Source organism: Thalassobellus sediminis, from assembly GCF_044386045.1.
In the GTDB taxonomy this organism is placed as follows: domain Bacteria; phylum Bacteroidota; class Bacteroidia; order Flavobacteriales; family Flavobacteriaceae; genus Thalassobellus; species Thalassobellus sediminis.
Genome location: NZ_JBISCD010000040.1, coordinates 632432 through 655263 on the forward strand (window position 1 = coordinate 632432; position 22832 = coordinate 655263).

The 22832-nt window shown below is 30.8% G+C and carries 14 protein-coding genes; 7 read left to right on the plus strand and 7 right to left on the minus strand.

The genetic code is table 11. The features are described from left to right. Positions 1-9 precede the first annotated feature (9 nt). A complete protein-coding gene (rbfA, locus tag ACH5TW_RS09440; RefSeq protein WP_439336249.1) occupies positions 10-414 on the plus strand; it encodes a 30S ribosome-binding factor RbfA in 405 nt (134 codons plus the stop codon). After that, positions 415-1620 carry an ABC transporter permease gene (locus ACH5TW_RS09445; protein WP_439336250.1) on the plus strand — a complete coding sequence of 402 codons (1206 nt, stop codon included), beginning with the start codon at positions 415-417 and terminating at the stop codon, positions 1618-1620. A 431-nt stretch (positions 1621-2051) separates the two neighbouring features. Here the strand turns inward: ACH5TW_RS09445 and dusB are convergent, their stop codons facing one another. The 4 genes from dusB to ACH5TW_RS09465 all read right to left on the minus strand — a co-directional run bounded on the left by dusB (position 2052) and on the right by ACH5TW_RS09465 (position 8325). Further along, on the minus strand, positions 2052-3047 hold the full coding sequence (gene dusB / locus ACH5TW_RS09450; RefSeq protein WP_439336251.1) for a tRNA dihydrouridine synthase DusB: 996 nt from the start codon (positions 3045-3047) through the stop codon (positions 2052-2054). Between the two features lie 83 nt (positions 3048-3130). Beyond that, positions 3131-3892, minus strand: a complete 762-nt coding sequence (locus ACH5TW_RS09455; RefSeq protein ID WP_439336252.1) for a LytR/AlgR family response regulator transcription factor — start codon at positions 3890-3892, stop codon at positions 3131-3133. A gap of 2 nt (positions 3893-3894) precedes the next feature. Further along, entirely contained in the window at positions 3895-5751 is a 1857-nt protein-coding gene (locus ACH5TW_RS09460) for a sensor histidine kinase (RefSeq protein WP_439336253.1), read from the minus strand. A gap of 114 nt (positions 5752-5865) precedes the next feature. Then, entirely contained in the window at positions 5866-8325 is a 2460-nt protein-coding gene (locus ACH5TW_RS09465; RefSeq protein WP_439336254.1) for a TonB-dependent receptor, read from the minus strand. A 244-nt stretch (positions 8326-8569) separates the two neighbouring features. On the opposite strand from ACH5TW_RS09465, the gene lepA reads away from it, so the two are divergent. Beyond that, complete coding sequence (lepA, locus tag ACH5TW_RS09470) at positions 8570-10366, plus strand: translation elongation factor 4 (RefSeq protein WP_439336255.1); 1797 nt, start codon at positions 8570-8572, stop codon at positions 10364-10366. A 194-nt stretch (positions 10367-10560) separates the two neighbouring features. Here the strand turns inward: lepA and ACH5TW_RS09475 are convergent, their stop codons facing one another. Together ACH5TW_RS09475 and ACH5TW_RS09480 are read right to left on the minus strand one after the other, a co-directional pair. Continuing rightward, on the minus strand, positions 10561-11238 hold the full coding sequence (locus ACH5TW_RS09475; RefSeq protein WP_439336256.1) for a response regulator: 678 nt from the start codon (positions 11236-11238) through the stop codon (positions 10561-10563). 2 nt (positions 11239-11240) lie between these two features. Further along, entirely contained in the window at positions 11241-13304 is a 2064-nt protein-coding gene (locus ACH5TW_RS09480; protein WP_439336257.1) for a tetratricopeptide repeat-containing sensor histidine kinase, read from the minus strand. Positions 13305-13738: 434 nt separating this feature from the next. Between ACH5TW_RS09480 and ACH5TW_RS09485 the strand changes: the two genes are divergently transcribed. The 4 genes from ACH5TW_RS09485 to ACH5TW_RS09500 all read left to right on the plus strand — a co-directional run bounded on the left by ACH5TW_RS09485 (position 13739) and on the right by ACH5TW_RS09500 (position 20855). Next, positions 13739-15151 carry a glycogen synthase gene (locus ACH5TW_RS09485; protein ID WP_439336258.1) on the plus strand — a complete coding sequence of 471 codons (1413 nt, stop codon included), beginning with the start codon at positions 13739-13741 and terminating at the stop codon, positions 15149-15151. Positions 15152-15153: 2 nt separating this feature from the next. Next, positions 15154-16419: a glucose-1-phosphate adenylyltransferase gene (locus tag ACH5TW_RS09490; protein ID WP_439336259.1), complete on the plus strand. Its 1266-nt coding sequence runs from the start codon at positions 15154-15156 to the stop codon at positions 16417-16419. A gap of 3 nt (positions 16420-16422) precedes the next feature. Continuing rightward, complete coding sequence (gene glgB, locus ACH5TW_RS09495) at positions 16423-18333, plus strand: 1,4-alpha-glucan branching protein GlgB (protein ID WP_439336260.1); 1911 nt, start codon at positions 16423-16425, stop codon at positions 18331-18333. Positions 18334-18458: 125 nt separating this feature from the next. Then, positions 18459-20855: a glycoside hydrolase family 31 protein gene (locus ACH5TW_RS09500; protein WP_439336261.1), complete on the plus strand. Its 2397-nt coding sequence runs from the start codon at positions 18459-18461 to the stop codon at positions 20853-20855. A 52-nt stretch (positions 20856-20907) separates the two neighbouring features. Here ACH5TW_RS09500 and ACH5TW_RS09505 read toward each other — a convergent pair whose 3' ends face one another. Next, on the minus strand, positions 20908-22731 hold the full coding sequence (locus ACH5TW_RS09505) for a cation:proton antiporter (protein WP_439336262.1): 1824 nt from the start codon (positions 22729-22731) through the stop codon (positions 20908-20910). Between the last annotated feature and the right edge of the window lie 101 nt (positions 22732-22832).

A 22832-nucleotide genomic window follows, 5' to 3' on the forward strand; every position in this document is an offset into this window, starting at 1 on the left:
GTAGACACCATGAGCAACTTAGAAGAAAGTCAAAGACAAAAAAAAATAGCATCGGTTTTACAACGCGATTTAGTAGAAGTGCTACAAGGCGCTGCAACACAAGGTGGTATGCATGGTATTTTAATATCGGTATCTAAAGTAAAAGTAACCGTCGATTTGTCGGTTGCTAAAGTATATTTAAGTATTTTTCCTAACAATAAAGGTGCAGAACTTATTGAAGGCATAAAATCTAATGCGCCACTAATTAAGCATGAAATAGCACAGCGTACTAAAAATCAATTAAGACGCATGCCTCGATTAGAATTTTTTATTGACGATTCTTTAGAGTATATCGATCAAATAGACAAATCGTTAAAGGGAAAAGAAAACCCAATAAAAGACTCCAATTTACTTGATAAAAGAAAAAAATCGTAATTGAATCTATCATTATATATAGCAAAACGTTATTTACGCTCTAAAAGCAGTAATAATGCTATTAATTTTATAACCATTATTGCTGTAATAGGTATTATTTTAGGTGCCGCATCCTTATTTATAGTCCTCTCTGGTTTTGCAGGTTTAAAAGATTTTACTCTACAATTTTCAAGTATTGTAGATCCTGATTTAAAAGCAGAAACAACGGTTGGAAAGTCGTTTATTTTAACTGAAGACAAAACGGCTAAACTAAATGATATAGAAGACATTATTTTATATTCTAAAGTTATTGAAGAACGTGCCATCGTTACTTTTGATGGCAAAAACTACCCCGCTATTGTAAAAGGCGTAGACGAACATTTTCAAAAAGTAGTAAATATTGATTCTGTTATAGAATATGGTAGTTGGATTGATCAAAAGTCAAACCAAATAATGGTGGGTTATGGTATTGCACATAACTTATCTATGGGTGTTTTAGACTATGCTAAACATGTTACCATTTATGTTCCAAAACCAGGAAAAGGACAAATAACTTCTACAAAAGATGCAGTTAGCTCTGTTAACACACTTAATGTAGGTATTTTTTCTGTTAACGAAAAACTAGATGATTCTTATCTTTTTGCGCCTATAGATTTAACACAACGTTTACTAAACTACAAACCAAATCAAATAAGCGGTATAGAATTTAAGCTTAAACTAGGTGCCGATGAAACTGTTGTAAAACAAAAGATTCAAACTGTTTTAGGCGGAAATTTTATTATAAAAAATAAAGCACAGTTAAATGATGCGCTTTACAAAATGCTAAACACAGAAAATTTAGCTGTTTATTTAATATTTACGCTCGTATTAATTATTGCTTTTTTTAACGTTATAGGCTCTTTAATAATGATGATGTTAGACAAAAAGAAAAGCCTTAATACACTTTTTAATATTGGTGCCACAGTAGCCGATATTCGTAAAATTTTCTTTTACCAAGGAAGTTTAATGAGTATTATTGGCGGCTTTATAGGTTTAGGAGTTGCTTTAATTATTACTTTACTTCAAAAAGGGTTTAATTTGGTTATGATAACCCCATCTCTTGCTTATCCTGTTACCATAAAAATTGAAAACTTTATTATTGTATTCTTAACTATTACCGTTTTAGGCATTATTGCTTCAAAAATAGCATCGGTACGTATTACAAAATCGTTGGTTCAGAATTATTAGGGTGAGTTGCCATGAAAAATGGCTAACAAGCTTTATTCATGATTACGCTTTATCTTTTACAAAAAAGCAAAAAGCATATAGCTGCAATCCTTCTCACGAAAGAGCAAGTTCTCCTTAAAAAAGTTATGATTATAACAAATACACCTAATATTTAGGACAAAATTTAATTGGCAGATAGATGCAAAAGCGATAGTAGTGGTTAGCTTTTGGCGAGGCGTGCATCGAGCCAAAACTAGTAACGAATAGCGCGCTGGCTTGCCATTTGCCCAAAAAACATTTCTCATTATTTGAAAAACACCCTTATAATCCCCGCAAGTGGATGTTTAAAAACTTAGCTACTCGTGTGATTTCTCCTAAAGTCGAAATGACAAAACCTTATTTATATTTCTAGTAGATTAATAGGACCGTTTTTTAATATACCAGATATCCATTTACTCAGTAAACTGAAAATCGCCAAACTTTTCTAGTACCTCATCGAAGGCTGCAAACACATCGGCTGAGGCATCGCTAGTTACCATTTTCATTCGGTAATCTTTAAAATGCGGAATGCCTTTAAAATAATTGGTGTAATGACGGCGGGTTTCGAAAACGCCTAGAATTTCGCCTTTCCAATCGATAGACATTTGTAAATGACGGCGAGCCGCTTCTACGCGCTCTTGCATGGTAATTGGTCGGTAATGCTCACCGGTTTCAAAAAAGTGTTTTACTTGCTTAAAAAACCACGGATTGCCAATACTGGCACGCCCTATCATACAGCCATCTAATCCATATGCGTCGCGCATTTCCATGGCGCGTTCTGGAGAGGTAACATCGCCATTTCCAAATATAGGGATGTGCATGCGTGGATTGTTTTTTACTTCGGCAATGGGTTTCCAATCGGCATCGCCTTTATACATTTGGGCACGCGTTCTGCCATGAATGGCAATGGCTTTACAGCCTACATCTTGCAAACGTTCGGCAACCTCAACAATCCTGATAGAATCATGATCCCAACCTAAACGGGTTTTTACGGTAATAGGTATATTGGTACGTTTGACCATTTCGGCAGTGAGTTGTTCCATAAGGCACACATCTTTTAAAATGCCTGCGCCAGCACCTTTACTTACTACTTTTTTTACGGGACAACCAAAGTTAATATCAATAATATCGGGTTTTGAAGCCGATACAATATCAATAGTTTGCAACATGCTATCTAAATTAGCACCGAATATTTGAATGCCTACGGGACGTTCTTTTTCGTAGATATCAAGCTTCATAACGCTTTTTTGGGCATTACGTATAAGGCCTTCACTAGATACAAACTCGGTATACACAACATCGGCTCCTTGTTCTTTACACAACGCACGAAAAGGCGGATCGCTTACATCTTCCATAGGTGCTAAAAGCAATGGGAAATCGGGAAGTTCTATGTTGTCTATTTTTACCACGTTTTATTTTTGGGCAAAATTAGTGTTTTTTGTGTTATGCTAAAAAATTAGATGGCTTATCGTTTGTTTTTTTAATGTATTTACTAAACTCCCATCCAAGTTTTAATTGCATCGTTATAACTTCTACCTGTTGTAATACTACTCTTTTTATTGTTGTTTAAAGTGATGATGAATCGACTATTAAAATATTTCTGGACTTCTTTAATATAATCTGTATTTATAATTACAGAACGATGCACTCTTAAAAAGTTAGGTGGTAATTTTTGTTCTAATTGAATTAAAGATTGCTCGCTTAAATGAATCTCGTTTTTTGCATAGATATTTACATATTTATCGCCAGCTTCAAAATGCGAAACGTCTTCTAATTTTACAAAAACAAGTTTATCACCTTTTTTAACGGTAATAGACGTCATTTTTTTAGCTTCTTTTTGTAACGCTATTTCTTTTAAAAGACTAGAAAAATTTTGAGTAGAAAAACGTCTATCTAACAACTTTAATTTTTCAATGGTTTTTTCTAAACGTTCTAAACGCACAGGCTTTACCAAATAATCGATACTATTAGTTTCAAAGGCTTTTAACGAATATTGATCGTAAGCCGTACAAAAGATAACTATGGGAATCGTTTCTAGCGCTTCTAACAATTCAAAACCTGTAAGCCCTGGCATTTCAATGTCTAAAAAAATAAGATCGGGTTTTAAGGCTTCTATTTTTTGTTTGGCTTCTCGTCCGTTTTTAGCCGTATCTAAAACACGAAAGGTTTCTGGGAAATTACCTAATAATTTTACCAAACGCTCTCTTGCTAGTGGCTCATCGTCTATAACAATGGTGCTGTATTTTGTACTCATTTTTAGGCTGTTTTATCAATTGAAATACCAATACTTTTCTGCGGTGTGTTTTGCCATTTTAATTCGGCTTTAGCTCCATAACTTAAGCGCAATAAATCGTACACTGTTTGCAAACCATGACCGCTAACCAATCCTTCAGGGAAATTGGGACCGTTATCTATTACTTCAATTTCAATACCTTTTTCTGTTTTTAAAATATTTAATTCTATAATACCTTTATCTTCAATTTTAGAAATGCCGTGTTTTACTGCATTTTCTACCAAAGGTTGTAAAATATACATGGGTATTTCTTCATTTAAAACATCGTATTTTGCATTGATAACAAATTCTAAACGATCTCCAAAACGAGTTTGTTCAATTTCTAAATAACTACGTACCATTTCTAATTCATCGTTTACAGTACTTGTTTCTTTTCCTTTTCGGTTGATGGTGTATTTAAACAAATCTGATAACGAAAGTGCCATTTTTTCTGTTTTATCGGCATTGGTATGCGCTAAACTCGCTATAGAATTTAAAGCATTGTATAAAAAATGTGGGTTTATTTGAGATTGTAACGATTTTAATTCGGCTTTAGTTTTTAGCTCTCGTAAATTGGAAAGTTTCGTTTCGTTCTCGATAATTAAATTTCGTTCTTTAAAAATGAAAAAGCTTATTAATGCTCTTATAGAAGCGATTGCCATTAAAAATAAAAATATTTTAGATAATGTTAAATAATCACTTTGAATATTAACAGAGCTTCCTTTATGACTCATTACTATAACAAATAGCAACACTATACATATAAACGGTAAAAAACCTGTTGATAAAAAAATTAAGGCTGTTTTTGTAAATATACTTTTTAATGTTTTTTGAATTTTTAGTTCTATAAAACGAAACAAATAAAGAAGTGGAAATAAAACTAAATATAATGATAATGTTGTTGATAAAATTGTATCTAACCTTATTATTGGTGCTTTGTCATAATCATCAGGTATTGTTAAGAAATCATAAAAAGACACACTAAGTATGACAACAATGCTCATAAAAAATAAACTTACAGGAGCAATTACTCCAAACCTTAGCCAATCTCTTTTAATTTTTACATGTATTGATTTTTTAATTTTACTAATAAGAAATATAAAGAATAATGATAAAAATAAAACTGGTAAAAACATAAGAGCTATAGGGTTTTTAACCCACCATAAATCACGATCTCTTGATTTTACTCTTTCTGCATAAATATTATCTAATACATATTTAAATTGTTTTTCAGCAATTTTAAGTTTTTTTTTGAAATCTGGTTTATAAACTTCTTTTATTATAACAATGTCTTTAGTATTAAGTGGTTTTAAAGTGTTATTAAGATCTTTTTGAGGGTTAAAAATACTAAGTCTTTTTTTTCTTGCAGTTCTATATATAAAATAGCCATCAACTAAAGTTTTTGCTATTCTTGATTCTAGAGCATAGTTGTATTCTTGATTATTGTAAATATATAACTCAACTTCTTTGTATCCTTCAAATCCCTTTGTAAATACGAACTTTTGGTTTTTTTTATAAGTGTACCCCTTTTCAAAAAAAAGAGAGTCTGAAAAAACAAGCTTAAAATTAGATTTTTCATTTTTTGAAAACCCAATACTAATACTTTCTGTTACCGCATTTAATTTGGCTAAAATTTCCGCAACTCTTAGAGAGTCTATTGCTGTGTAATTACCTTCTAATTTGACTTTAATGTCATTTTCCCATTTTGACATCTGCATATGTCTATTATTGTTTATTTCAACAATATCCTCCCAAGGAACTTTTGGTAATTTTTCAGTTTCTTGAGCATAACTCTTGATGGCAATTAATAGAAACAATAAAGCGTAGCATAATTTTTTCATCAAAGTAAATTTAAATATTTATACCACAAATAAACTTGATAAGGGTGTGAGATAAAATACTTTTCTGACGAACTGCATTATTTGAAATTAAGTTACGCTTTAAAAAATATCTTCTTATTCTTCAATTGTATAATACATATGCTTAACCACAGGAATACCGGTAGCTGTGATTCCTTCTAAGGTTACTTTCACTTTGGTTTCTACAGAACTATTGTAATATGTTGTACTTACATTTCCATTAGCATCTGGATGTACATAAGGGTTCCAATAAATGGTGTTTCTTATAGCTTCTTTATTATACATGTCTGTAGACGGTTTATTTAAATCTGGTGTGTAAAAAACACGTGCTTCATAAAACCCTTCTATTTCTTTTTTTATGGTATGAAAGTCTTCTTTTGAAGCTTGGTTTCCAGAAAGTTTTTTGGTGTAAATAGCAATAACGCCATTAGCTCCTTCTGTTCCATATATGGCAGCAGTAGCTCCTCTAATAGCTTCAATTTTTTCCACATTATCGGGTTGAATAAAATCTAACTCTGAAATGTCATATATTGGAAAATCATTAATTAAAATAAGTGCTGGCTTGTCCTTATCATATCTCATAAATCGAAGATAATCTCCATTAACATCTCCTCGTTCAATTATTACTCCCGAAATAGTGAGTTGAACAAGTTCAAGAACATCATTTACTACAGGGGTATTTTCATCAACCACATAACTTAAATCTGGAATTCCATGCAGACTAATAGTTTGCTTTTTCTTTTTTCCAATAATTTCAACTTCATCTAAAATATTTTCAGGAGCTACACCAAAATTTATATGCTTTCTATACACATGTTCTACTATGCTATTTTTGTTTGTTGTTTCAATAAAACTACCAGTTAAATCTTTAAAATATACAGGTATTGGTTTTTGCCCAATTGGGTTTAAAACAATTTCGCCTTTGTTCTTTCCTTTTTCATTTCTTGAGTTTAAAAACATATTTGTTTTTCCTGACAGCATTAATTTTTCAAACTTAAAGTTCCCTAATGAATCGGTAATATCACTAAAAACATTCATTCCTGTTTTATTCATTAAAGCTAAAGATACATTCATATTGGGTTTAGGTTTCTCTCCAAAAAGCTGCTCAACTCTTCCTGTTATATTAATACCATTTTCTACCTTAAAAGGAATACTATCTTTTAATTTACGAGTTGTTTTCCATAAAAAATTACGCCATCCTTGGGTTAAGAGTAGCGCGTCTAAGTGCTCTAATCTTTTAGGATTATTAGAATTGAAATAATATCCTGGATTATGCACCTTGCCTCTTATATCCGACTCCATTAAAAAATAAGAACTAATATTTGTATTCAATGTTTTTTCATCTGTGACACCATTCAAATCGGTTACACTTAAAGAATAACTTGCCGATTTAACATCTCCAGCTTTCGACTTTGAAGAAATATTTAATACTACTTTTTCATTTGGTTTATAAGTAATCTTATCTGTGGTAACTTTAACATTCAAATCGTGTTCTTTTTCAATGTATACTAACCTTTCACTTTGTGGTTTAGAACTACTATCATATAATGTTATTTGACAAATACCTTCAGGAATATCAGCTTTTGGCAACTCGAAAGAAAGTATTAATTTAGTTAATACTGGGTTTATTTTTAAATAGGAGATGCCACGCGTTTTAAAATTAACCGTTAATTCCTCGTTTGTTTTTTTTATAAACGTTTCTTGATTTGTTTTAATAACTACAAAGGTTCTCCCTTTAACAGTTTTACAGCTTAACAAATAGCCTTCCGTATCTGCCTTTGGTAATTCTTGTTTTAATTCTTGTCCGTTAACCGTTTTAATTTTTGCGTAATATTGCTTCCCAGAAATGGGTATAAATTGAAACTTACCCATGCCATCATGAGTACTTAAAAATAGTGAAACTAAATTATCTTCATTATCAAAAACTTCGCCTGTAACCTTTATTGGTTTACCGTTTACATCTACCGCTTTAAAAGCGACTAAATTTGCAACATTTTGTAAAAGTGATCCACCTTCTGGGAAAAAATCAATCTTAATAGTATTCCGTTCTTCTATAGATGAATTTTCGTTTAAAATACTTTTTGTAGGTTTTTTTAAGTTATCTGAATGCGCTTTAAAAGCATCCATAATTTCAATTTCCTTTTTAAAAACAAAATCGTTATCAAAATTCCGATTCCAATTAGTATAAGCTCTTAATTGATAAATACCTGCTTTTTTAACTCCAGTTGAATCTGTTAATTTAAAATCGCCATGTCCTAAACCTTGTTCTATATTTATTTTATTTCTTGCAATTATTTTTGAATCGGGAGAAATTAGCTCTACGTATAAAACATTACTATTATTAAAAAGCAAATTATTATAAGCGTAAACCGAATAAACTTTATACCATAATGACTCACCTATGTTATAATAATTTCGATCTGTGTGTAAATATGTTTTTTCAATATCTGGTACTGTAACTTTTACTTGAGAGTAGGTTTTAAAACAGATTGAAATGAAAATTATTAAACAACCTAATAACTGATTTCCGCCTAAGCTTAGTCTAGATCTTTGCATTTTTAATTTGAGTTTGTTTTTTTACAACAAATTTTAAACGTGTAAATTACACTTTTAATTACTAAAACAAGTGTAATTATCTTACATTTTTTTGACTATAAATAACTTATATTTTATATTATAAAAAATACTTACAATAAAAGAATTGCAAATAGCATGTATAAATTACATCTATGCAATGTTTCACGCTCATTTAAAAAACATCTATATTTGCAGCATCTTTTTTTTACGAAGATTGTTGACTATGAAGAATATTAGAAATTTTTGCATCATTGCACATATAGATCACGGTAAGAGTACACTTGCCGACCGTTTGTTGGATTTTACAGGATCGGTAACCGCTAGGGAGCAACAGGCCCAACTATTAGATAGTATGGATTTAGAGCGTGAACGTGGTATTACCATAAAATCGCACGCCATACAAATGGATTATGAGCATAATGGTGAAAAATATATTCTAAACTTAATAGACACACCGGGTCACGTAGATTTCTCTTATGAGGTTTCTCGATCTATTGCTGCTTGTGAAGGTGCTTTACTTATTGTAGATGCTGCACAAAGCATACAAGCACAAACTATTTCTAATTTATATTTAGCTTTAGAAAACGACTTGGAAATTATTCCGGTACTTAATAAAGTAGATTTACCAAGTGCCAACCCAGAAGAAGTAACCGATGATATTGTTGATCTATTAGGTTGCGATCCTGATGAAGTTATTCACGCTAGTGGAAAAACAGGTTTTGGAGTCGAAAATATTTTAACTGCTATAATCGATCGTGTTCCAGCTCCTAAAGGAGATCCTGATGCACCATTACAAGCTTTAATTTTTGACTCTGTTTACAATACCTTTAGAGGTATTGAAACCTATTTTAGAGTCTTTAATGGTGAAATTAAAAAAGGTCAAAAAATAAAATTCGTTGCTACAGATAAAGAATATTATGCCGATGAAGTTGGTACATTAAAACTAAATCAAGTTGTAAAAAAATCTGTAAAAACAGGTGATGTTGGTTATTTAATTACGGGTATTAAAACAGCTAAAGAAGTAAAAGTTGGTGATACAATAACAGATTTTGACAACCCAACAACCAATATTGTTGAAGGTTTTGAAGATGTAAAACCTATGGTATTTGCTGGTATTTACCCTGTTGATACCGAAGATTATGAAGAACTTCGCAACTCTATGGAAAAATTACAACTAAACGATGCGTCGTTAGTTTTTGCTCCAGAAAGTTCGGCAGCTTTAGGTTTTGGTTTCCGTTGTGGATTCTTAGGGATGCTGCACATGGAAATTATTCAAGAACGTTTAGAACGTGAATTTGATATGACGGTGATTACAACGGTTCCCAATGTATCCTACCATGCCTTTACCAATAAAAACCCAGATGAGGCTTTTATTGTAAATAACCCGTCAGATTTACCAGATCCTTCAACCGTTAACCGTGTTGAAGAGCCTTATATAAAAGCTACCATTATTACAAAAGCCGATTTTGTTGGTAATGTGATGTCGCTTTGTATTGAAAAAAGAGGTCTTGTATTAAATCAGACCTATTTAACCACAGAGCGTGTTGAGTTAACTTTTGAAATGCCTTTAGCCGAAATTGTTTTCGATTTTTATGATCGTTTAAAAACAGTTTCAAAAGGATACGCATCTTTTGATTACCATCCAATTGGTATGAAAGTATCAAAACTTGTGCGCTTAGATATATTATTAAATGCACTACCTGTTGATGCGCTTTCTGCATTAATACATGCCGATAATGCACAAAGCATTGGTAGAAAAATGTGTGAAAAATTAAGAGAATTAATTCCACGTCAGCAATTCGATATTCCTATTCAAGCAGCTATTGGTGCCAAAATTATTTCTCGTGAAACTATTAAAGCACTTCGTAAAGATGTAACTGCTAAGTGTTACGGTGGTGATATTTCGCGTAAGCGTAAATTACTTGAAAAACAGAAAAAAGGTAAAAAACGTATGCGTCAAGTTGGTAATGTAGAAATACCACAGCAAGCGTTTATGGCTGTTTTAAAGTTAAATGATTAAATTAATTTTTTGAAAATAAAAACGGCATGATAAAAATATCATGCCGTTTCTTAAGATTATCCTTAAGAAATAAATTCTTGTTGATAATTTACTAATAGCATTTCAAATGTAGAGAAGCTAGCAGTATAAAAAAAAAGGTTTCACCTCAAAATAAGTAAGGTTTTTAAGGAATTGATTTTTCTCGTTTTTAAAGACTAAATAAACCCTTTTTCCTCGGCTATTTTTATTAATCCTCTATCATCTTTTTTATCTAAATTAAAAAGCTCTTTTAGTGTACGTTTTCTTTTTTCTATGGCAGAAATTGAAAGCGTAACTATCTCTGGTAATTCATTCATTTTTGTTCCTCTAGATAATTCGTAAAGTATTTTTCTGTCCAATTCATCTATTACTAAGTCATTAGACACTTGCTTTCTCATTAATTGAACTACAGATTTACTATAATAGGGTGTGTTTCCTATAACACTTTCTATAGCATTAACAAGCTCTTTAGGGCACAAATCATTTTTTATTAATAGTCCATCTGGATTAATACTTTTAAAAATTGAATTAATTCTATAATTATCATTGTACGTCGTGGCAACTATTATTTTAGCATTTGGTAAAAGCATTTTTATTTTAACACCTAAATCTTCGCCTGAAATTATTTTTCCGTTTTTAGATGGCGGCAACTTAATATCTAGAAAAATAAAATATGCTTTTTTAGTATTTGATGCTTCCTTAATTTTTTTATAGGCAATATCGCAATTTGTTGCAACATCAATTTCAAATTCTAACCTGCTATTCTTTTTACTTATAAGTTTAAGTGCATTTTCATAAGCACTAACAATTAACGGGTGGTCCTCTATAATTAAAACATTTATTAATTCAGTCATACTTAAAAATCTTTTTTTACAGGTATCTCTATATCAATTTCTGTTCCTTTATTATTTAGTAACGATTTTATTTTAAGCTTTCCATCTAATTTAAGAAGCCTTGAAGCTATATTTTTCAAGCCTATTCCTTTATGCATTTTTTCTGTATCAAATCCAATACCATCATCTATTATTTTAATACTTAAGACTCCTTCTTTAAAAGTAAAAGAAACTGAAATACTCTTAGCTTTTGCATGCTTTACTATATTTTGTATAGCTTCTTGAAGTATTCGATAAATTTCAACCCTTAAGAATTCATTAAATAATTCGAATTTTACTTCATCTTCATTTACAATTTTATATTTAAAATTTCCTGCTACGCTTTGAGTTTTAATATACACTTCTATAATAGACTCAAAATTAGTTTCTAAACCAATATTATCTATTTTTAACTCATGAGATACTTCCCTTACTTCTTTTTCTATTTTTTGCAGCTCATCTATAAACGCATTATATTGTTTTAAAGTACTTTCGTCTCCTTTTAATTCTAAAAAACCCATTCCCATTCTGGTACCAAATAACCTTGGTAAAATACCGTCATGTAAATCTTCTGAAATTCTATTGCGTTCTTGTAATCTAGCCTCTTCTAATTTGGCTTGTTGCTTAAGCATTAACCCGTAAATTTCTTGACTGGCTTGTTGTTGTTCTTTTTCAAAAAGAAGCGTTTTATTTTTATCTCTTTGTAAGTTAATAAAATATAGTAAACACAAACTTAATATAACAATGCCTGCAATAACCAATATTAATATATTTTGAGTGCTTAAACGCTTTGTTTCTTTTATATATTGGTCGGTCTCAAATTGTATTCTAGCATATTTATTTCTATTAGCGCGTTCGGCATCAATTAAACTATCGTTAAGTTTTATATGTTCGTATAAATATGCTTTTCCCTTATTACCTTCATAAAGCTTTGAAAGCATTTTTAATGCTCTTAATACTTCTATATAATCTTTTGCCTTTTTTCCATATTCATAGGATCTTTTAGAATAAAATAATGCTTTGTCTTTTTGATTCGTCCCATAGTAAAACTCTGCTATGTCATTTCCGCTTGAAGAGATTTCATAAAACAAATCTAAATCACAGAAAATATTATAGGCTTTGATAAATAAAGAGTCTATTTTGTTATAATCCTTATCTTTTTCCAAAAACATGGTATAAGCCATATTGTTTAATATTACTCCATAAGAAATTGGGGCTTTTTCTTCAATTGTCTCATCTTTCAGGAGTTGGTTATAAATTTTAATTGACTTGTTGTAGTTTTTAATTTCTTTATATAGTTCCGCAATATTAATTTTAGTATGCAAATGCGATTGATAATTACTTTCCATTTTATCAGTAACATCTAGGGCTTTATAGAAATACTCTAAAGCTTTTTCATATTCTTTAAGCTCATCTAAATTTAAAGCTAAATTATTATACAAACCCCATAAAATTTGTTGACTCTTTTCTGTTTTAGGGATTTTTAACAATAAATTTATTGCTTTTATTACATTGGCTTGAGCTCCTATATAATCACGTTCATCTAGCTGTAAATTAGAAATATTTGAAAGTATTCTAGATTGATTTATTAAATTCTTATTAATATTCAAAGATTGAAAATTTTCAAACATTTTTAATGAATTGTAATAATAATAATAAGCACTATCTTTTTTTTCTAAATTATGGTATGCATATCCTAAATCCGAGTTTATATATGCTATGTTTAAAGAATCATTATGCTTATTCGCTAATTTTAAATTCTCTAAACCTATGTTTATGGATACTCTAGAATACTTTTTATTCCATGAATAAACCAAAGTTAAATATGAAGTCGAATTTAAAATAACAGAATCTACTTCTGTTTTATAAGATAACTCACTTGCTTTTTTAGCATATTGTATTCTCGTTTCTAAATCGAAATCTGTGTTTTTAGATAATTGTCTTAATACTTGTATACTATCTAATTGCTTTTTAAAGGTTTTGGTTTGCCCGCTTGTTTTTAAACAAAAAAAAGTAAGGAATACTATAACGAAGTAATTTTTATACATATAATAAATACTGTAAAGACAAATATATATTCATTTTACTTTTATCTTGAAAGAAAATTCAATTAAAATTCTTAAAAGTAAAATTTATAGAATACATAAATTGTTTGATAAAACAGAAAAATGATAAAAAAAGTATTTATCATGTTGGCAAAATTGAAATCTATTATAAAGTATTTATTTTTTATATAATTAGATGATTAGATGATTAGAAATTTTGTTAATTCTTTAATCAATTAACAAAAAGACTAAAGCTTAACTTTGCATTTTGTTCCAATTTTTGATTGAATGATTAGCATTATTTTTTAACTTTTTTTCATTTTCGTTATTGATAATTTTGATTAATTCCAATTCTACAATTTTTTCTTTAAAAATAAAATTCTGCAAAAATGGTTTCTATTTATTTTGTAAGTTTATAAAATTCGTAAATATTACAAATGAATATTATACATATAAGCGCAGAATGCTATCCGGTTGCAAAAGTTGGTGGGCTTGCAGATGTTGTTGGAGCATTACCTAAATATCAAAAAGGCTCTAATACATCCTCTCAGGTTATCATGCCTTTTTACGACAATAAGTTTACTAAAGAAAATAATTTTCATACCATATATAATGGTGTATTAAATTTAGGTGTAGAACCTTTTGATTTTCGTGTTTTAACTTTAACAGAAAACACTTTAGATTTTGATGTGTTTTTTATTGATGTTCCTGAATTACTTTTTAAAGATTATGTTTATTCAATGGATGATACCGAACGGTTTTTATCGTTCCAAATTGCAGCTTTAGATTGGTTATTAACTTGGGATAATTACCCTGATATTATTCATTGCCATGACCATCATACTGGTTTAATTCCGTTTATGCTTCAAGAAAGCTATAAGTATGAAGCTTTTAGAAAGATTCCTAATATATTAACCATACATAATGCACAATATCAAGGTTGGTTTTCACATGAAAAAGTAGGTTTAATTCCTCCTTTTAATTTTGAAAAAGTAGGTTTATTAGACTGGGGAGGCTCAATTAACCCTTTAGCTTCAGCAATTAAATGTGCTTGGAGTGTTACCACCGTTTCGCCTAGCTATATGGAAGAATTAAAAGGAGCAGCAAACGGTTTAGAAGATTTATTAAGTGCCGAAAGTGAAAAATGTATAGGTATATTAAATGGTATTGATTGGAAGGTTTGGAACCCAGAAACAGATCAATACATCATTAAAAATTATAATTCTAAAACAGTAAAAGTTGGAGCCGAAGCAAACAAAAAATACTTGTGCGATACTTTTAAATTAGATTTTACAAAACCCCTTTTTGCATTTATTGGTCGTTTAGTAGATGAAAAAGGATCTGATTTATTTCCTGAAGCTTTTAATATTGCACTAGAAAAAAATAACGCCACCATATTATTATTAGGCTCTGGTAATGATTTAGTTGAAAAGCAATTAGAATTATTAAAAAAAGATTATATTGGTACATACAATGCCTATATAGGATATGACGAAAAGCTTTCTCATATCATATATGCAGGGGCAGATTTTTTACTAATGCCTTCTCGTGTAGAACCTTGTGGTTTAAATCAAATGTACGCTTTACGATACGGAACCATTCCTATTGTAAGAAGTATTGGTGGTTTAAAAGATACCGTTATTGATATTACAGAAGAAAATGGTTTTGGTATTTGTCATGAAAACGTAACAGTTGAAGAAATTACAAAAGCTATTGACAGAGGAGTAATCCTTTATAATGATCAATCAAAATACAAAACGATAAGAAACAATATCATGGAAATAGACCATTCATGGGATGTTTCTGCTAAAGAGTACATACATTTATATAACACTATAAAAACTGACTGAATATGATTAATAACAAGGTTTTATCCATTATTTTAGGTGGAGGACAAGGTTCGAGGCTACATCCATTAACAGAACAAAGATCTAAACCTGCAGTACCCATTGCAGGTAAATATAGATTGGTTGATATTCCCATATCAAATTGTATTAATGCAGACATTAAGCGTATGTTTGTTTTAACACAATTTAATTCTGCTTCTTTAAACCGCCATATTAAAGACACCTATCATTTTAGTTTTTTTAGTAGTGCTTTTGTTGATGTACTTGCAGCTGAACAAACGCCACATAATAAAGGATGGTTTCAAGGAACAGCAGATGCTGTAAGACAAAGCATGCATCACTTTTTAAGACACGATTTTGAATATGCATTAATACTTTCTGGAGATCAACTTTATCAAATGGATTATGATAAAATGATTGCTGCCCACGAAGCAAGTAATGCTGAAATTTCAATTGCAACAATTCCTGTTAATGCAAAAGATGCCACTTCTTTTGGTATTTTAAAAGCAAATGACGAGAGTGTAGTAACATCTTTTATTGAAAAACCTGACGCCAGTTTATTACCAGATTGGACCTCAGAAGTTAGTGACGAAATGAAAGGTCAAGGTCGAAATTATTTAGCCTCAATGGGTATTTATATATTTAATAGAGACCTTTTAGTAAGTTTAATGAACGATGAATCTACCATCGATTTTGGTAAAGAAATCATTCCACAATCTATTGATAAACACAAAACATTAAGTTTTCAATATGAAGGGTATTGGACAGATATTGGTAATATAGATTCCTTTTTTGAAGCTAATATTGGATTAACAGACGATATTCCTCAGTTTGATTTATACGACAAAGCAAAACGTATTTATACACACGCCAGAATGCTACCAACTACAAAAGTAGCAGGAACAACTTTAGACAAAGCTGTTATTGCAGATGGATGTATTATTAGCGCCGCCAAAATAGAAAAATCTGTTATCGGTATTCGTTCTAGAATTGGAGACGAATCTACAGTCATAAAAACCTATATGATGGGTAGCGACTATTACGAAACACTAAAAGAAATAGAAGACAAACAAATAAAAGTATTAATGGGAATAGGCGAACGTTGCTTTATTAAAAACGCTATTCTCGATAAAAACTGTCGTATTGGTGATGATGTAAGAATAAACGGAGGTCCTCATTTAGAAGACACAGAAACAGACACCTACGCTATTAAAGAAGGTATTGTAGTAATTAAAAATGGGGCGACTATTCCTAACGGATTTGTAATATAATATATGGCACAAGTAAAAGTTTATAGTCTATTTACAGACTTCGACATCAACCTTTTTAAAGCAGGGAAACACTATAGGCTTTACGAAAAATTCGGATCTCATATTACAACTGTAGATGGTATAGAAGGTACTTATTTTGCAGTTTGGGCACCCAGTGCCAAACAAGTTTCGGTAATTGGCGACTTTAATTTCTGGACAGAAAGCGAGCATCAATTAAATGTTCGTTGGGATAGTAGTGGTATTTGGGAAGGCTTTATTCCGCTAGTTGGTAAAGGCAATATTTATAAATATAAAATTGAAAGTCATAACAACGGTATAAAAACCGAAAAGGCAGATCCATACGCAAGACGTTGTGAGCATCCTCCAAAAACAGCATCCATAATTTGGGACGATAGTTACAAATGGAAAGATACCAACTGGATGAAAAAACGTAAAAGCCATAATGCGTTAGACGCTCCTTATTCGGTATATGAAGTCCATTTAGGTTCTTGGAAAAAACAAATTGAAGAAAACCGATTTTTATCTTATTTTGAATTAGCTGATGAGTTAGTTACTTATGTAAAAGACATGAATTTTACACATGTAGAACTTATGCCTATTATGGAGTATCCATACGACCCATCATGGGGCTATCAACTAACAGGTTATTTTGCGCCATCATCACGTTTTGGCTATCCAGAAGAATTTAAATATTTAGTAGATAAACTTCATCAAAATGATATTGGTATTATTTTAGATTGGGTACCATCTCATTTTCCTGAAGATGCACACGGTTTAGGCTTTTTTGATGGCTCATGTTTATACGAACACCCAGATAAAAGAAAAGGTTATCACCAAGATTGGAAAAGCTTAATTTTTAACTACGAAAGAAACGAAGTAAAATCGTTTTTAATAAGTAATGCAGCTTTCTGGATGGAGCAATATCATGCAGACGCCTTACGCGTTGATGCTGTAGCTTCCATGTTGTTTTTAGATTATTCTAGAGAAGATGGCGAATGGGAACCTAATATTTATGGAGGCAGAGAAAACTTGGCAGCTATTGAGTTTCTTAAAGAATTAAATCAAGAAATTTATGCTTCCTTTCCAGACACACAAACCATTGCCGAAGAATCTACCGCATTTCCAGGTGTTTCAAAACCTGTATTTTTAGGCGGTTTAGGTTTTGGTATGAAATGGATGATGGGCTGGATGCACGATACTTTAGAATATTTTGCAAAAGATCCTATTTATAGAAAATACCATCAAAACGATATCACCTTTAGTTTAGCTTATGCTTTTACTGAAAATTTTATGCTACCACTTTCACATGACGAAGTCGTTTACGGCAAAAATTCTATTTTAGGCAGAATGCCTGGAGATGAGTGGCAACGTTTTGCGAACCTTCGCTTGTTATACGGTTATATGTTTACGCATCCAGGTACCAAATTATTGTTTATGGGTGGTGAATTTGGACAGTATAACGAATGGGATTTTCAAGGAAGTTTAGACTGGAATTTATTAGAATTTGAACCACACAAAAACTTTCAAAACTATTTTAAAGCATTAAACTTACTCTACAAAACAACACCTGCTTTATATGAAAAAGGATTTTCTGGAGAAGGCTTTGAATGGATAAGTTATGACGACCATGAGAACTGCGTTATTTCGTACATAAGAAAAGGTAAAATTGAAAAAAATGATGTGATAATCGTTTGTAATTTAACACCAGATATTAGAAAAAAATATAGAATAGGCGTGCCTATTAACGGTAAAATTTCAGAGTTATTTAATAGTGATTCTGAAGCTTTTGGTGGTAGTGGCGTTTCTAACAAAAAAGCAATAACTATAAAAAAGACACCTTGGAATGGTAAAGATTATTCCGCTGAAATTACATTAGCACCACTAGCCATTATAGTGTTTCAATTCAAATCTTGATACATTTACAATTATCACTCTGATAATTTGTGTATTAACAAATAAATTAATGTTTTTTTAGCAAAAAAACGCTTTTTAAACTTATAATATTTAGTAATTTGGGCAATTAAATAATTGTCCAAATTATGATATTAAATACAGAATTAGAATATAAAGGAAACCAGTTTCCTACTACCATAACAGGATATTCAAAAGATGTAGATGTTCTACACTTTACCTCAGCCAATAACGTTATTCTTCAACTTACAGTTTTAAGAGACAGTGTTCTTAGATTTAGATACACCACTGTAGGAAAATTTGATAATGATTTCTCTTATGCCATTGATGAAGATGCTAGTAGAGGGTATAATCATTTAGAGATTTCTGATGATAATGAAAAATACATTATTACCACTTCAAAACTTATTTGCCACATCCATAAATCTGATTTAAGAAAATCTATTTATGATGCTAAAGACAATTCGGTTATTTGTGAAGATGAATTAGGTTTTCACTGGGAAGAAAGTTACGAATTAGGTGGCGATATTGTTAAAATGAGTAAAGCTGCACAAAATGGAGAAAGTTATTATGGCTTAGGTGATAAACCCCAACATATAAACCTAAAAGGACGTCGTTTTGAAAATTGGGCAACAGATTCATATGCTTTCGGAAAAGACACCGATCCTATTTATAAAGCCATACCATTTTATACAGGTTTACATAACGGAAAATCTTATGGTATTTTCTTTGATAATACCTTTAGAACGTATTTTGACTTTTGCCATGAAAGAAGAAATGTTACTAGTTTTTGGGCGCAAGGAGGTGAAATGAATTATTACTTCTTTTACGGCCCTAAAATGCAAGATGTAGTAACAAGTTATACAGATTTAACAGGAACACCAGAATTGCCGCCATTATGGGCTCTAGGATACCACCAATGTAAATGGAGTTACTATCCAGAATCTAATGTAAAAGAAATTACAGCCAAATTTAGAGAATTACAAATTCCGTGTGATGCTATTTATTTAGATATCGATTATATGGAAGGTTTCCGTTGTTTTACTTGGAGTAAAGATTATTTCCCAGATCCTAAAAGGATGGTAAAAGAATTAGCCGACGATGGTTTTAAAACCGTTGTAATTATTGATCCAGGTATTAAAATAGATAACGAATACAGTGTTTTTAAAGAAGGACTAGATAAGGATTATTTCTGTAAACGTGCAGACGGCCCTTACATGAAAGGTAAAGTTTGGCCTGGAGAATGTTATTTCCCAGATTTTACAAGACCAGAAGTAAGAGAATGGTGGGCTGGCTTGTTTAAAGAACTTATAGAAGATATAGGCGTAAAAGGTGTATGGAATGATATGAACGAACCAGCTGTAATGGACGTTCCAGGAAAAACATTCCCGTCTGATGTACGTCACGATTACGATGGAAACCCTTGTAGCCACAATAAAGCACACAACATTTATGGTATGCAAATGGCACGTGCTACCTACCATGGTTTAAAACGATTTAACTACCCTAAAAGACCATTTGTAATTACACGTTCGGCTTACTCTGGAACACAACGTTATACATCAACTTGGATGGGAGATAATGTTGCTACTTGGGAACACTTACAAATAGCAAACATACAAGCACAACGATTAGCATTATCTGGATTCTCTTTTGCAGGATCTGATATTGGTGGTTTTGCTGAACAACCTAACGGAGAATTATACGCACGTTGGATACAACTAGGGGCTTTTCACCCATTTTGTAGAACACACTCTTCTGGAGACCATGGCGATCAAGAACCTTGGGCTTTCGATGAAGAGATTACAGATGTAGTTAGAAAATTTATTGAAATTAGGTATGAGTTATTACCATATTTATATACCTCTTTCTACCAGTATTCGCATGATAATGTACCTATGCTAAAGTCGTTAGTATTATTCGACCAAGAGGATACACAAACACATTATAGAACAGACGAATTTATTTGTGGTAATCAAATATTAATTTGCCCAATAAACGAACCAAACGCCAAAGGAAGACGCATGTATATTCCTAGAGGTGAATGGTATAATTTCTGGACAAAAGAATTAATTTCTGGAGGAAAAGAAACTTGGGTTGATGCTGATATTGATAGCATGCCAATTTTTGTTAAAGCCGGTGCAATTATTCCTAAATACCCAATACAACAATATGTTGGTGAAAAAGTAATAGAAGAATTAAACTTAGATGTTTATTACAAAAACGGTAAAGAAGATTCTGAGTTATTTGAAGATGCTGATGATGGTTACGATTACACAAAAGGGCGCTATAGTTTAAAGAAATTTAATTTAGCAGGAACAGATGATAAATTAATTATAAGAATTCATAAAAGAGGAAAATACATGACCTCTTACAGTACTTTTAAGATTAACTTATTTGGATTGCCATTTAAAGTAAAATCTATTAAAGTAGATAACGAATATGTTGATTTGAAAGATGTTCAATTTAAAGACAATTCACTTATAGTGAATAAAGAATTTACAAACCTTCAGATAAAAGGATAAAAGTTATTACTGAGTTTAAAAAAAGAGCTTCTAGTATTATCTAGAAGCTTTTTTATTTAATAAGTTTTCCTAAATATATTAATTTATATCCCTTCTCGATTTTTTCAATAGCCTTATTTTGTGATGATATAATTTCAAAAACACCACGCTTATCTTTAACCAATAAAGGAATAATATTTTCATCCTCATTTGTTATTTCAATAAGCTCTTCAAAATGCGAACGATCTTTAATTTCTATTTCATTTATTTTAGGAAACTTCTTAGCTACTTTAAAAAGTGTTTCATAATCGTCTGTTTGAGAAAATAAACCCTCTTTTGGAATCGTGTCAGTGCTAGTCATTTCATCTACACTTATTAGTCTAAAAGCACCATTTTCTCCAAATTGTTTGCTAAATTTATTAATAGCAAATTGATTAATATCTTTACTTCCTGTTAAAGCCATTAAAAAACCTACATCATTTAATTCTACATTATCTTCTAAATTCTCAGAATAAATATTTGTATTAATTGCCTCTAAACCTAGTTTTTTTGCCAATTTAATATTGGTTTGATTACTATCAATCAAAACAACATGTCTGTCATTATCTTCTAAATATTTTCCAATTATTCTTGAAACTTGAGAAGCTCCAACAATTAAAATACCTTCAGATTTTTCAAGAAAAACACCTACCATTTTTGCAAATAAACGCGCTGTAGTAGCATTAAGTAAAACGGTTCCTAAAACAATCATAAAAACTAAAGGTGTAATATATTCTGCACCTTCAACACCTTGTTTAAGAAGTTTACTTCCAAATAATGAAGCAATTCCTGCTGCTACAATACCACGAGGTCCTACCCAACTAATAAAAAGCTTTTCATTAGCATTTAAATTAGAGCCTGAGGTACTTAAAAAAACAGCTAGAGGCCTAATAACAAAAACAACAATGGCAAAAAGCACTGCTGTTTTCCATGTGTAAAGAAGCATTAAGTCTTCAATATTAATATTAGCTGCCAATAAAATAAAAAGAATAGAAATTAATAAAACACTCAACGATTCTTTAAAATATAATAATTCTTTAATATTCTCTAATTTTCCGTTTCCTAAAACCATACCCATAACCACAACAGCTAAAAGCCCAGATTCATGAGCAAAAATTTCAGATTCAACAAAAACCAACAATACAGTAGAAAGCGATACTACATTTAATAAATAATGTGGAATCAATTTTTTATTTATAGCAAAAGCTAAACCATGTGCAAAAGTAAAACCAAAGGTCGTTCCGAATAAAATAATTTTACCAAACTCAATTAAAGCAGTTTTTGTAAAACCACTATCACCTTCAACACTAATAAATTCAAACACCAATACCGCAACCAAGGCACCAATTGGATCAATTAAAATACCTTCCCATTTTAATACGGTTGATATATCTTTTTTAAGCGGAATATTTCTTAAAATAGGTGTAATTACTGTGGGTCCTGTAACAATTATTAATCCAGAAAACAAAAATGATAACTCCCAACTCAACTCAAAAATAAGATACGCAATAATACCTGCTCCAAAAAAAGTAATAGCAGAACCAAGCGTAATTAATTTTGTTATAACTGGTCCAACATTTTCAATTTCAGAACGCTTTAAAGTTAAACCGCCTTCAAAAAGAATAATACTTATAGCTAGAGACACAAAATAATACAAGCCGTCTCCAGGAAATAAGCCTTTTTCTCCATTCCAAATAGGTTCTATCCATTTAGAACCATCATCCGATAAAAATTCTGAAGCTATAGGTCCTACTAATAAACCAATAAGAATTAAAGGTAAAATAGCTGGAATTTTAAATTTCCATGCAAACCATTGAGCCAATATTCCTAAAATAATTATCCCCGCTAATTCTAACATATTTTATTTTCTTTTTAAATTACTAATTTAAGTAAAAACAGATGATTTATTTTTTTAAAAAAATACTATCTTACGAACTTACGGAATAATTAATAGCTAAA